We start from the raw sequence: 12,813 nt of genomic DNA, 5'->3' as shown, positions 1-12,813 counted from the left end.
CGACGCCGAGCGGTATTCCGTGCTGATTATCGGGTATGTCCTGTTTGGCCCCCGCAAACAGGACGTTCTCCGTTGCTGGTCTTGGGAAGTGATCGGCGTGATCGATACCGAAGGCGACTGCGCCGAGTGGAGCTTTCCGGCTGTTCCCGGCGCCGTGCGCACGGCCCGGCACGCCGTCCACGAGGCGCTGCGCGGCTGGGAGCTCGACACGGCGGTCGGGGATGTGGCTGTACTCCTGGTCAGCGAACTGGTGACCAACTCCATGCGCTATGCCTCGGGGCCCATCGATGTGCGGCTGGTGCGCCCTCATCCCGACGGCGACGGCTCCCCCGCCCACCCCGGTCTGTTGGTGGAAGTCTCCGATCCGCTTCCGGATCCGCCCACCGAACGTACGGCGGGACCCGACGACGAAGGCGGCAGGGGACTGCAGCTCGTGGCCCGTTCCGCCCGGCGCTGGGGGATCAGGCGCGGAAAGAGTGGCAAGACGGTGTGGTTCGAGCTGGCCCTGCCTGGTTAGGAGTGGGGTGGGACGGACAGCGATCACCAGAGGTCGTACAGAACCTGGCTGAAAGGGACTGAGACCGTGCTGTGATCGTGAACGCCGTGTCGGGAAGGGCCGTAGTGCTGAATACTGCGGGCAGGACCGGTCCGGTGTGTGAGCTGGAGGGGACGGTCGTGTGAGCGAAATACCTGGGACAGCGGGCGACGTCGTGTGGCAGAGCAGTCCGCCTGGCTCGATCTACGACTACATCAGGGTCGCCTCCTTCTCGATCGGCCCCGATGGTCTGATCGAGCAGTGGAGCCGCCGGGCCGCCGGCCTCTTTGGCGTTGCCGCTCGCGAGGCGGTCGGTAAGGACCCGGTCGAGGCCTTCATGCCCGGCGAACTGCGCCGGGACGGCCATCGCCGGATCGGTGAGGTGCTCGACGGCAAGGAGTGGACGGGCCTCGTCCCCTTCCGTATGCCGGGCGAGGACGCGATTCACGGGCTCGCCGAGATCTATGTGATGCCGAGTGAGACGGCGACGGGTGAACGGGCCGCGGTCTGCATCGTCGTGGATGTCCGGGCGCTGCGCGGCATCGAGACGGACCTCGCGGCCTCGCAGGCAATTTTCGGCCAATCTCCCTTCGGTTTTGTGCTGTTCGGTACCGACTTCACGGTGCTGCGGGCCAACCAGCGCTTCGCCACCGTCTTCGGCGGCCGGGCCGACGACCACCGCGGCCGCACCGTCCACGACTACCTCGCGGGCCCGGAGGCCGACCGGCTGGCCGCCACCCTCAGCCGCGTCCTGGCGACCGGCGAATCCGTCACCGACCTCCAGCTCATCGGCACCGCCCCGGGCGAACCGGAGAGCCGCAACTGGTCGATGAACCTCTACCGGGTGCACAGCGGAACGGGCCGCCCCATCGGTATCGCCGGACTGGCCACCGACGTCACCCGGCGCCATATCGCCGCCCGCGAGGCCGCCAGCGCCAGGCGCAACCTCGCTCTGCTCAACGAGGCCAGCGCGCGCATCGGCAACTCCCTCGACCTGGAGACCACCGCACGCGAACTCCTCGACGTGGCCGTACCGGGCTTCTGCGACCTCGCGTCCGTCGACCTCTACCAGGCACTGCTCACCGGTGAGGAGGCGCCGCCCGGCAGTTGGAGTCCGCTCCGTCAGGAAGCGGTCGGCGGTTCCGCCGAACTGCGCCGCGTCGCCTTCGCCAGCGCCGTGTCGGACGCCATGCCCGACACCGCACCCGGCCCCGTCGGTGACGCCTCGCAGACCTGGACGCCTCCCGGACCGCCCGCACTCGGCGCGGTGCACCGCTACCCGTTCAACTCGTCCTGCGCCAAGGCCCTGCGCACCGGCCATGTCGAGGACGTGCCGGGCGACGACCGCGGATTCGTCCAGTCCACCTTCGCCGTGCCGATGGTCGCCCACGACACCGTGGTCGGCCTGGTGCAGTTCTCCCGTACGAAGGGCAGCGAGCCCTTCGGCGAACGGGACCGGGCGCTGGCCACCGAACTCGCCGCCCGCGCCGCCGTCTGTATCGACAACGCCCGCCTCTACCGGCGCGAGCACGAGCGTGCCCTGATACTCCAGCGCAGCCTGCTGCCCCCCGGCGACCCCGAGGCCGCCGGCCTGGACATCGCCTGCCGCTATCTGCCCGGCAACACCGCGACCGAGGTGGGCGGCGACTGGTTCGACGTCATCGAGCTCCCCGGGCACCGCACCGCCCTCGTCGTCGGCGATGTGATGGGACGCGGACTGCGCGCCGCGGTGGCCATGGGGGAACTGCGCACCGCCGTAAGGACCCTGGCCCTCCTCGATCTGGAACCCGCCGAGGTCCTCTCCGCCCTCGATGAAGTCGCCCGCGGCCTCGGTACCCCCGGTGGCAGCACCTCCTCCGACGGGATCGGCGGCGCCCAGTGGCCCTCGCGGGCCGCCCACAAGTCCCGCGAGGCGGACCTCTCCGAGGTATATCTGGCGACCTGCATCTACGCCGTCTACGACCCGGTCACCCGGCGGTGCACCTTCGCCAACGCCGGCCATCTTCCCCCCGTCGTGGTCGAGCCGGGTGAACCGGCGCTGCTGCTCGACGTCCCGCCCGGGATGCCGCTCGGTGTCGGCGGCGAACCCTTCGAGGAAGTCGAGGTCGAACTCAGGGAGGGCGCCCTCCTCGCCCTCTACACCGACGGCCTCGTGGAGTCCCGTGACCATCCGCTGGACGAGGGGCTGGAAGCCCTGCGCGGCGCCCTCGTCGCACCCGCGCAGCCTCTTGAGGACGTCTGCGACCGGGTACTGAGCACCCTCGACACCCGCCACGGCGAGGACGACATCGCGCTGCTGATGGCCCGCATCCAGGGGCTGCCGGCCGAAGCCGTCGGCGACTGGCGGCTGCCCCGCGAACTCCGCTCGGTCGGCCGCGCCCGCGAGCTCGCCCGCGGCCAGCTGCTCGCCTGGGACCTCGACGATCTGGTGGACACCACCGAACTGCTCGTCAGCGAGCTGGTCACCAACGCCCTGCGGTACGGCGAGGGCGAGATCCGGCTCAGACTGCTGCGTGACCGTACCCTCGTGTGCGAGGTGTGGGACGCGGGTCTCGTCCAGCCCCGGCGACGGCGGGCACGCGACACGGACGAGGGCGGCCGCGGTCTGCAACTGGTCGGGCTGCTGAGCGCGGCCTGGGGATCGAGGCGGACGCCGCGCGGCAAGACGGTCTGGTTCGAACTGGCGCTGCCCGACGGCCGGCCGGCCGCCGAGCGCACGGTCGAGGAGCTTCTGAGCATGTTCTGAACGAGGCCCGGACCGGACTCATGAGGCCGTCTTCAGGGCCGCGAGACGCGCCTCGACCTCGGCGCTGGCCCCCAGCGTGTCCAACTGCTCGAACTGGGCGTCCAGGGACGACGCGGCAAGCTCCTGCTTGCCCACCGCCTTCGCCTCCTCGCGCCGCACCTTGTCCTCGAACCGGCTGATCTCACTGGTCGGGTCGAGGACGTCGATGTTCTTGACGGAGTCCATCATCTGGTTCTGCGCCCGGGCGGACTCGGCCCGTGCGACCAGCTCGTCCCGCTTGGACCTCAGCTCCGCCAGCTTGGCCTTCATCTGGTCCAGGCCGGACTTGAGCTTGTCCACCACCTCCGACTGCGAGGCGATGGTGGGCTCCGCGGTCTTCGCCTCCTTCTCCGACTGGAGCTGCCGGCCGAGCGCGACCTTGGCCAGGTTGTCGAACTTGTCGGCATCGGCCGCCGATCCGCCCGCCCGCAGTTCATCCGCCTTGCGGCTGGCCGCGAGCGCCTTCTCGCCCCACTCCCCGGCGGCCCCGACATCCTCCCGGTGGTCCTGCTCCATCAGCCGCAGATTGCCGATCGTGGCGGCCACGGCCTGTTCGGCCTCCGAGATGTTGGACGTGTAGTCGCGGATCAGCTGGTCCAGCACCTTCTGAGGATCCTCGGCCTGGTCGAGCAGCGCGTTGATGTTGGCCTTCGCCAGCTGGGTGACGCGTCCGAGGATGGTCTGCTTGGTCATGGCACCTCTCCTGTGTGTCCGGTGCTGCTCGTTCGCCCTGGTGATACGCGTGATCCGTACGCCGCTGCCGCTGCCGCTGTGGGTGTGGGGTGGTCAGAACCGGCCGCCACCGCCCCGCCGGCCGCGGGTGCCCCCGCCACCGAAGCTGCCCGGCCCGCCGCCCCCGCCTCCCGCTCCGAGGCCGCCGCCCTCGAATCCGCTGCCGCGGCCGCCCCCGCGCAGGAGCCCGCCGAGGAGGATTCCGCCCAGGACCGCACCGCCCGTGCCCCCGCCGCCCCCTCCTTGCGCACCACCCGGACCGTTCCGGTTCCCGTACGCCCGCACGTCCTGTTCCGCCATGCCCTGCGCCTGCCCGGCCAGTGAGTCCGCCTGGTGCGCCTCGGCCAGCGCCCCCGGTGCGTCATCCGTCCCGGCCAGCTCGCGGGCCCGCTCCAGCCTTCGCTGCGCCTCCGCCAGCCGGGTGCGGGCCTGGCTGCCGACCGCTCCCCGATGGGTGGTGATGTAGTCGGCGGCCGCGCCGATCGCCGAGCGCGCGGTGAGCATCGCCTGGTCGAGGAGCGAACGGGCCCGCCGGTTGCCCTGCTCCTGCTCGCGCGCACCGGCCAGCGCCTCGTCCAGAGCCGCGTCGGCTTCCTCCACCCGGCGCAGCGCGTCGATCGGGTCGTACGGACCGGCCCGCAGCTCCCCCCGTACGTCGCGGATCACCGACTGCGCGCGGGCGATCCGGCCCCGGAGATCCGCGGTGGACACCCCCTCGGCGGTGCCTTCCAGCAGCCCGCCCGCGTCGGCCAGGTCCGTCTCCGTCTCGGTGAGCGCGGCCGGCAGCCTGCCCGCCGCCTCCTCGACTTCCCGTGCGCGCCGGTCGACCGCGGCCACGAGGGTGGTCGCCTGGCCGACCGCGCCCTCGGCGGCCCGTACGTACACGGCGGCGGCCGCTCTGTCGCAGCCGTCCACCGCCTGCCGGGCCTGATTGAGCGAGGACGTCGCGAAGACGAGCCGGTCCTTGGCCTGCTCGATATCGCCGGCGACGGGGGCCGAGGCCGACTCCGCGTAGCGGCTGCGCATGGAGGTGAGGGTCGCCCCGGCCGTGGAGACCCGCCCGGTGAGCGAACGGAATGCGGTCTCGGCCGCCGCGAGTGCCTGCGGGGCGTCGCGTTCGAGCGCACGGAGCCGGTCGAAGTCCTCGGAGACCGCGTCCAGGCGGGTGTTGGCGTCCTCGCAGCGGCTGATGATCTCGTCCAGCATCTGCCGGCGGGTGGCGTCGTCCTCGGGACAGGCGTCGTCGAGCTGCTGGCGCAACCGGAACGCGGCCGTCAGCTCGCCCCTGGCGTAGGCGACGGCCTCGGTGAACGGGGCTGCGGCCTCTTCTCCGAACTGGGCCGTGGCGAATCCGAGTTCTTCGTCGCTGGTGCGGACCGCATCGTCCGTGTCGACCAGTGTCTCCTTGGCCCGGGCGTCGAGTTCCGGCAGCGGAGCGGGCGGTTCTGGCGGCGTGTTCCGGTCTGCCGGTCCCCAGCCGGTCGCACCGGGTGTCGTACGGGTGGCGGTACGGCGCTTGCGCCGGGTGTAGGCATAGCCCCCGGCCGCCGCGGCTACGACGACGACCACGATCGGCAGGACCAGGTCCCCGGCGGTCGTTCCCCCGGAATTCCCCGAGCCCGGGTCGGGGGCGCCCGGGGTGATGGCCGGGGTGGGTAGGGCCGCGCCGGCCAGGACGGCGGAGTACCCGTTGGCGGCCCCGATCGCGGCGCCCGCCCAGTCGTTCTCCTTGAGCGCCGGCTCGATGGCGGTGCTCGCCACATCCTGGAGCTCGGCGTCGGTGAAGCGGGAGCCCTGGTCGACCGAGTACGCGTACTGCCGGTCGTGGGTGGCGACGGCGAGCAGCATGTCGTCGAGGCCGAGCCCGTTGCGGCGGGCCGTGTCGTCGGCCCAGTTCTGCGCGGACCGCCCGGAGAAGTCACGGACGTACGCCACGAAGAGCTGGACACGGCGTTTGTCGTACAGCTGGTCGAGTGCGGAGACGACCTGGCCCTTCCGGTTCCCCAGCGCGCCGGCCCTGTCGGTGATCTGTCCGTCCCGGGACAGCGTGACCGGGGCGTCGGCGTGTGCGGTCGGGGCGGCGGGGAGGGCCAGCCAGCACACCGCCATCAGGACGGCGAGCAGGGCCCGGCCCGGTATGCGGATCCGGGTTCGGCTCGCAGGCGGCATCACGTTTGCGAGGCTATGTCCACGTTCGGTGACCCGCGACCCGGCGAGCGGACAGCTGCGGGACGCCGACGGCCGCCGCGGCGGACCGGCCTCCCCGCCGTGAGGGGGGCCGGTCCGCCGTCGCGGGGCTCAGATGCTGAAGCGCTCCTTGGCGAGCAGCGGCCGCACCCGGGAACGGAACCCACCGGTCCGGAACGGCCGCTGCAGCAGTCCGGGCCGGATCGCCTGGGCCAGTGCCGCGGCGATCATTCCCTGGTCGAGGGCGAGCTGGTAGTCGCTGACCCGTCCGGTGGAGACGTTGACGGAGTCCCGGAACCCGTAGCCGTCGTGATAGGCACCGAAATCCCGGTCCAGCGCCCGCAGGTTCGCCACCGCCTCGGCCGGCGCGTAGGGCAGGGCGAGGAACGAGGCGTGCGGGGTGACCACACCGTTGGTGAACGCCGACGCGGGCGGCAGCGGAGCCCCGTCCGCGGTGTACGTGCGGTCCGTGTTGGAGGCGTAGCCGTCGAGCTGCATGCCGAGCGCGTCGACCCCGTACTCCTGATACCCGCCCTCGGGAATGTTGGCGGGGGAGAAGCCCCAGTACCCGTACTCCGCCTCCGCCATGCCGTGCTCGATCTGGCTCCGCACGTAACGCTGATGAGTGCGGCCCCACGACTTCGGCGACCATTCCGGCTCCGGTACGAACAGCGGAACCATCAGCGCCTCGAACATCGACCCGCCCCAGGTGGGGACGAGCTTGCGGCCGCCGTGCGTGTAGTGGCCCTGCCAGACGTGGATACCGTCCATCGCCACGTAACTGCCCTGCGGCTGCTGCTCCTGCTCATTGCCGGGAAGCATGGTGCGCAGCAGGTGCCAGTAGTGGTCGGCGGGCAGGGACCCGTCCGCGATACCCAGATAGCTCGCCATCCGGGGCTCGGTGTTGAGCGCGCCGTAGTGATGGCCCGTGGGTTCCTCGGTGTCGGTCCAGAAGCCGCCGCGCAGCTGGCCGGGTCCGGCGACGGGGTCGGCCGGGTCGAAGGGTGTGTAGTAGTAGGACCAGTCGGCGCCCGCCAGGATGCGGCCGATGCGGGGCCGCAGCGCGGGAGCCGCGTCCGCGGCGATGCGCAGACCGGTGATCAGCCAGGCGTTGTCGACGCTGGAGAGGAAGGGACGGACCGGGTCGCCGGTGCCGGGCCACTCGGTCAGCACCGAACCGTCGTGCGCGTCGTACCAGTTGAGCCAGAAGCCGTGCGGGCGCTCCAGCTTCTCCACGGACCGGACCGTGCGTTCCAGCCGGCGCCGCATCGTGGCCTCGCTGATCACCCCGAGCCCGCCGGCGGCGACGGTCGACCACAGGCCGCAGCCGATATTGGTGGGCGAGGTCTGGCGCGACTGAACGGGACCGCCCGGACCGCTCACGTCGATCTTGTCGACGGCGAGTCCCAGATCGGTGGTCATCGCCTCGATCGAGCGGTACGTGTCGCGGAACCAGCGCAGCAGCAGCGGTGCGTCAAGGCCATGAGCCGAATGGGCGGCGTCCGCGGAAGGCGCGGACCGCGTGGCGGGAACGGCGTTCGCCGAGGGCGCGGACACGGCTCCGAGGGACAGAGCGGCAGCCCCGGTCCCGGTGGCGGTGAGAAACGTGCGACGGTCCATGAAGGTCCAGCTCCCGTTGGCAGAAGGGGGATGGGGGCATTTCGTGGCGTGCTCGATGCGGCGGATGAGAGCCGCCCGGGGGTGGTGCTGCGCCTGTGGCGCGGTGTGCGGGTGTGACTGCCGGAGTGGCCCGAGCTGTGGGGCTCGGGCCACTCCGGGTGGATCGGCGCGGGGTCCGGCGGCCGTCAGGTACCGCCGGACCCCGCACGGTCGGGAACCGTCAGGGGTTCCCGGTCAGGGGGCCGGCGTCAGTCGGCGATACGCGGCAGCGTGCGGGTACGGCCCATCTCGCCCAGCCAGGCGGCGGACGGCTTCGGCAGCCGCTCGAAGGTCTCCGGGTTCCAGCCGATGAGGCCGAAGGTCGGCGTGTAGGAGCCCCACTCGTAGTTGTCCAGGGCGCTCCACGCGAGGTAGCCCTCGACGCGCAGGCCGTCCTGGATGGCCGAGGCGACCTCGTTCAGGGCACCGGTGTAGTAGTCGATCCGGCGGCTGTCCTGGTCGGTCGCGATGCCGTTCTCGGTCACGATCAGCGGAATGTCGCGGCCGACGACCTCGGCGGTGTGGCGCAGCGCGTGGCCGACGGCGGACGGGTAGTACTCCCACTGCGTGAGGGTGCGCTCCACGTCGTCGGCGGTGGGGATCGGTCCGTCCGGGCCGATCTTGGTCCGGGTGTAGGACTGCACCCCGATCCAGTCGTCGCCGCGGGAGGCCTCGATGAAGATGTCCTCACGGGGGTGGCGGTAGGCCGCGGTGACCTCTTCGGCGCCGGGAAGGGCCTGGTAGACCTGGTTGGCGATGGTCCAGCCGACCTGGATGTCGGCGTTGATCGCCTTGACCTCCTTGACGGCCGCGTGGTGGGCGGCGATGACGGCCTGGGTGGTCTCGTCGTCGGGGGTCGGCAGGCCGGCGGGCGGGAAGCCGATGTCGCCGCGCTTGGCCTGGCCCGCCATCACGGCGATCATGTTCGGCTCGTTGATGGTGCAGACGTGGCTGACACCCTCGCTGATCACCGGTGCGCAGGCCGCGACGTAGCGGGCGAACAGCTCGGTCGCGCCCTCGGCGGTGAAGCCGCCGCGCGCCTCGAACCACTGCGGCACGGTGAAGTGGTGCAGGGTGATCATGGGGCGCAGTCCGCGCTCGATGGCGCCCTCGACCATACGGCGGTAGTGGGCGAGCTCCGCCCGGGAGAACTGCCCCTCGGCGGGCTCGATACGGGCCCACTCGATGGAGAACCGGTAGTCGGTGAAGCCCAGTCCGGCCAGCACGTCCATGTCCTCGTGCCAGCGGTGGTAGCTGTCGCAGGCGTCCAGGCTGGGCTCCTGGATGTGGGTGCCCGCGGTGTGCTCCTTGACCCACCAGTCGCTGTTGGTGTTGTTGCCCTCGATCTGGTGGGCGGCCGTGGAGGCACCCCACAGGAAGCCTTCGGGGAACGGGACCTGGGTGTGAGTCATCGCGAACTGTCCTTCTGGGGTGTGAGGGGGGTGGCCTGCGAGGGTGCGGGTGCGGGCCACTTACGTGTCGGTGGGGCGGGGCACGGCCGCCCCGGGGGCGGACTACTTCATGCCCGCGGTGGCGATGCCCTGCGTGAAGTGCCGCTGGAGCGCGATGAACACGACCAGGACCGGCAGCACGATCAGGAAGGAGCCGGCCATCAGCATGCCGTTGGATCCACCCGCCTTGTTCGGGTCGGTGGCGAAGGTGGCCAGGGCGACCGGAAGGGTGTACTTGTCGGGGTCGTTGGTCGCGATGAGCGGCCAGACGAAGTTGTTCCAGGAACCGAGGAACGTGAAGATCGACAGCGTCGCCAGGGCGGGCTTCACCAACGGCATCACGATGCGCCAGAAGATGTACCACTCGCCGGCGCCGTCCATCCGGGCCGCTTCCAGCAGCTCGTCCGGGATCGACTGCATGAACTGCCGCATCAGGAAGACGCCGAACGCCCCGGCTGCGAACGGCAGGACCAGCCCGGCGTACGAGTCGATCAGCTGCAGCTTGCTCATCAGGACGAAGAGCGGCAGCAGCATCAGGTTGCCGGGCACCATGAGGGCGCCGAGAACCAGGCCGAAGATCTTGTTGCGGCCGGCGAACCTCAGCTTGGCCAGGGCGTACCCGAGCATCGAGCAGAACACCAGGTTCGACACGGTGACCAGCACCGCGACGATCACCGAGTTCATGAAGTACAGCGGCAGATCGAGCCTGTCGAGCAGGTCCCGGAAGTTGTCCAGGGTCCACTCGGTCGGGATCCAGACCGGCGGGCTCGCGGTCAGTTCGCTCGTTGTCTTGAACGCGGAGAGGGCCATCCACAGGAACGGCGCCGACATGATCAGCAGACCGAGCGAGAGCAGGACGTAGACGAAGATCCGCTTCAGGGACCGCGGCTTCCTGATCCGGTCCGTCGGCTCGGCGTCCCCGGGCTTCTTCGACGGCGCCGTCGAGACGGCGCCCGGTGCATTGGTGGCGCTCATTTCGTGTTGTCCTTCAGCAGTCGGAGCTGCAGCACCGTGATGCCCATGATCACTACGAAGAGGACATACGCCATGGCGCTCGCATAGCCCATGTGGAAGAAGTTGAAGCCCTCGCGGTACATGTTCAGCGAGACGGTGAGCGTCGAGTCCGAGGGCCCGCCCTGCGTCATCACGAAGGGCTCCTCGAAGACATTGAGGTAGCCGATCGTGGTGATCACGGTGGCGTAGAGCATCGTGGGCCGCAGCAGCGGGACGGTGATGCCCTTGAACTCCTGCCAGACGCCGGCGCCGTCCAGCCGCGCCGCTTCCCGCACCTCGGTGGGAATGGCCTGCAGACCGGCGATGAAGAGCACCATGACCGTGCCGACGTTGCGCCAGACCGCCATCGCGATCATCGAGGGCATGGCGAGCGTCTCGGAGCCCAGGAAGTCCGGAGCGGTGAGGCCCACTTCGGAGAAGAGACCCGCGACGAGACCGTCGCTCGGGTCCAGTACGAATCGCCAGACGACGGCGACCGCGACGATGGTGGTGACGACCGGGGCGTAGAAGCCGACGCGGAAGAAGGTCCGGGCCCGGTCGATGCCGTTGTTCAGCAGTACGGCGACGGCCAGTCCGAGGAAGATCGTCAGCGGGACGCCGACGACCACGAAGTACGCCGTGTTGAACAGCGACTTGAGGAACTTCTCGTCGCTGAACAGCTTGGTGTAGTTCTCGAACCCGATGAAGTTCGCGTCCAGCGGGTGCGTCACGTTGCGCAGCCCGAAGTCCGTGAAGCTCATCACCAGCGTGGCGATGATCGGGACGGCCATGAAGACGAGGAAGAGAACGAGGAAGGGAGTGGAGAACAGCCAGCCGGCCATGTTCTGCATACCCAGCGAGGGCTTCCTGCGCCTGCGCGAGCCCTTGGGCCCGGCGGCCGGGGACTTCGCAGTCCCCGGTCCGGCCTGCACCTTGGCCGACTCTGCGGCCTTTCCGGTCGTGGTGCTCATGGCTCCTACTTCACGAGGCCTTCGATCTGGGACTGCGCCGTCTTCAGCGCGTCCTCGGCGGAAGCCTTGCCCTGGGTCACCTTCGCGATGGCCTGGTCGACCTTGTCGGTGACCTCGGTCCAGTTGGGAAGCGACGGGGAGGCCTTGGCGGTGTCCATCTGCTTCTTGAAGATCTGCAGATCGGTGTCGTTGGCGAGGTCACCGGAGGTCCAGGCCGTGGTGTTGGCCGGCAGGTCCTTGGTGCGCTTGTACCAGTCGGCCTGGCCCTTGGCGTCCGTCAGGTACTTGATGAACTGGGTGGCGGCCGCCTTGTGCTCGCTGTCCTTGGAGATCACCAGGGAGGAGCCGCCGGCCATGGAGACGGAGGACTTGTCGGTGGGGACGTTGGCCACCGCCCACTTGCCCTTCAGCTGCGGCTGGCCCTCGTTCAGCAGGGTGACGTGCCAGGGGCCGCCGAAGAACATCGGGACGCGGCCGTTGCCGAAGTCCTTCACCACGTCGTAGCCGGGCGGCACGGACTTGTTGGAGAGTCCCTTGGAGAAGTACGAGCCGTACTCCTTGAGCGCCTTGACGGCTTCAGGGCTGTCGATGACGGCCTCGCCCTTGTCGTTGACGATCTCGCCGCCGGCCGAGTACAGGAAGGAGTAGAAGTTCTGCACCGTGTCCAGGCCACTGGGCTGGATGGACAGGCCCCACTTGGTGCCCGCCTTCTTCTGGTAGGCGGTGGCGAGGTCCTGCATCTCCTTCCAGTCGGTCGGAGCCTTGGTGATGCCGGCCTGCTTGGCCAGGTCCGTGCGGTAGTAGAGGACGCGGGTGTCGACGTACCACGGCACGCCGTACGCCTGGCCGTCCACCTCGCCCTGCTGCCAGCCGGACGGGAAGAAGTCCTTCTCCTGGAAGGTCTTGGTGTCGACCGGCTCCAGGACACCGAGCTCGGAGAACTCGCCCATGTAGCTGCCGCCCATCTGCGCCACGTCCGGCATGGTGCCGGCGGCGGCCGCGGAGACCAGCTTCTGGTGGGCGACGTCCCAGCCGACCGGGGTCACCTTGACGGTGATGTTCGGATTGGCCTTCTCGTAGACCTTGGCCACATCCGCGAGCTTCTCGCCCTCGGCCCCCATGGCCCAGACGGTGAGCGTCTGCTTCTTGTCCGCGGCGACGTCGTCGCCACCGGAGCTGCCGCACGCGGTGAGACCGAGAGCGAGCGCGACTGCGATACCGACGGAGGCGGTTCTGGCGGTGCGGGGCATGGAGGGCTCCTCCTTGAGCAATCCGAATGTATGCGCTGCCTGTAAGCGCATACATCACTCTGCGGCAGGGATTCGCGAATCCGCAAGAGGGGTCTAGGTCACACTCGTGCAACGTATTGGACATCTGAATGTTCAACTTGAAACGGTAAGTGTGCTGTTTGCGGAAAAGAGAACGATGTGACCGATTACGCATGGTTGGCGCCCATGGCCGCCGGCGGCCCGAATCGCGGGGCGGGGAGGGGATATTGTC

9 protein-coding genes are annotated in these 12,813 nt (G+C 69.8%); 2 read left to right on the top strand and 7 right to left on the bottom strand.

Translation table 11 applies throughout. The features are described from left to right. Positions 1 to 88: 88 nt before the first annotated feature. Positions 89 to 517, top strand: coding sequence for an ATP-binding protein (locus tag OG322_RS11855; RefSeq protein ID WP_123461412.1), 429 nt, complete (start codon positions 89 to 91; stop codon positions 515 to 517). 193 nt (positions 518 to 710) lie between these two features. Then, positions 711 to 3,281, top strand: coding sequence for a SpoIIE family protein phosphatase (locus OG322_RS11850; RefSeq protein WP_266413105.1), 2,571 nt, complete (start codon positions 711 to 713; stop codon positions 3,279 to 3,281). Positions 3,282 to 3,299: 18 nt separating this feature from the next. Here OG322_RS11850 and OG322_RS11845 read toward each other — a convergent pair whose 3' ends face one another. The 7 genes from OG322_RS11845 to OG322_RS11815 all read right to left on the bottom strand — a co-directional run bounded on the left by OG322_RS11845 (position 3,300) and on the right by OG322_RS11815 (position 12,563). After that, the gene (locus OG322_RS11845) at positions 3,300 to 4,013 is read right to left on the bottom strand and encodes a PspA/IM30 family protein (RefSeq protein WP_123461414.1); all 714 of its coding nucleotides are present in this window, start codon (positions 4,011 to 4,013) and stop codon (positions 3,300 to 3,302) included. A 93-nt stretch (positions 4,014 to 4,106) separates the two neighbouring features. After that, positions 4,107 to 6,221: a TPM domain-containing protein gene (locus tag OG322_RS11840; RefSeq protein WP_329307728.1), complete on the bottom strand. Its 2,115-nt coding sequence runs from the start codon at positions 6,219 to 6,221 to the stop codon at positions 4,107 to 4,109. 129 nt (positions 6,222 to 6,350) lie between these two features. Next, positions 6,351 to 7,859: a glucoamylase family protein gene (locus OG322_RS11835; RefSeq protein ID WP_123461416.1), complete on the bottom strand. Its 1,509-nt coding sequence runs from the start codon at positions 7,857 to 7,859 to the stop codon at positions 6,351 to 6,353. 248 nt (positions 7,860 to 8,107) lie between these two features. Next, the gene (locus OG322_RS11830; RefSeq protein ID WP_123461417.1) at positions 8,108 to 9,310 is read right to left on the bottom strand and encodes a glycoside hydrolase family 1 protein; all 1,203 of its coding nucleotides are present in this window, start codon (positions 9,308 to 9,310) and stop codon (positions 8,108 to 8,110) included. A 102-nt stretch (positions 9,311 to 9,412) separates the two neighbouring features. Further along, positions 9,413 to 10,324 carry a carbohydrate ABC transporter permease gene (locus OG322_RS11825; protein WP_123461418.1) on the bottom strand — a complete coding sequence of 304 codons (912 nt, stop codon included), beginning with the start codon at positions 10,322 to 10,324 and terminating at the stop codon, positions 9,413 to 9,415. Continuing rightward, positions 10,321 to 11,313, bottom strand: a complete 993-nt coding sequence (locus OG322_RS11820) for a carbohydrate ABC transporter permease (protein ID WP_124284952.1) — start codon at positions 11,311 to 11,313, stop codon at positions 10,321 to 10,323. Before OG322_RS11820 ends, OG322_RS11825 begins: the two co-directional genes overlap by 4 nt. 5 nt (positions 11,314 to 11,318) lie before the next feature. After that, positions 11,319 to 12,563, bottom strand: a complete 1,245-nt coding sequence (locus OG322_RS11815; protein ID WP_123461420.1) for a sugar ABC transporter substrate-binding protein — start codon at positions 12,561 to 12,563, stop codon at positions 11,319 to 11,321. Positions 12,564 to 12,813 lie beyond the last annotated feature (250 nt).

Source organism: Streptomyces sp. NBC_01260, from assembly GCF_036226405.1.
In the GTDB taxonomy this organism is placed as follows: Bacteria; Actinomycetota; Actinomycetes; order Streptomycetales; family Streptomycetaceae; genus Streptomyces; species Streptomyces laculatispora.
Note: the sequence above shows the minus strand (reverse complement) of the source record. Positions and strands in the feature narration are given on the sequence as shown.

Excerpts from the sequence above, each read along its gene's own strand:
- OG322_RS11825 (WP_123461418.1), bottom strand. The coding sequence starts at position 10,324 with ATGAGCGCCACCAATGCACCGGGCGCCGTCTCGACGGCGCCGTCGAAG.
- OG322_RS11840 (WP_329307728.1), bottom strand. The coding sequence starts at position 6,221 with ATGCCGCCTGCGAGCCGAACCCGGATCCGCATACCGGGCCGGGCCCTG.
- OG322_RS11845 (WP_123461414.1), bottom strand. The coding sequence starts at position 4,013 with ATGACCAAGCAGACCATCCTCGGACGCGTCACCCAGCTGGCGAAGGCC.
- OG322_RS11815 (WP_123461420.1), bottom strand. The coding sequence starts at position 12,563 with ATGCCCCGCACCGCCAGAACCGCCTCCGTCGGTATCGCAGTCGCGCTC.
- OG322_RS11830 (WP_123461417.1), bottom strand. The coding sequence starts at position 9,310 with ATGACTCACACCCAGGTCCCGTTCCCCGAAGGCTTCCTGTGGGGTGCC.
- OG322_RS11820 (WP_124284952.1), bottom strand. The coding sequence starts at position 11,313 with ATGAGCACCACGACCGGAAAGGCCGCAGAGTCGGCCAAGGTGCAGGCC.
- OG322_RS11835 (WP_123461416.1), bottom strand. The coding sequence starts at position 7,859 with ATGGACCGTCGCACGTTTCTCACCGCCACCGGGACCGGGGCTGCCGCT.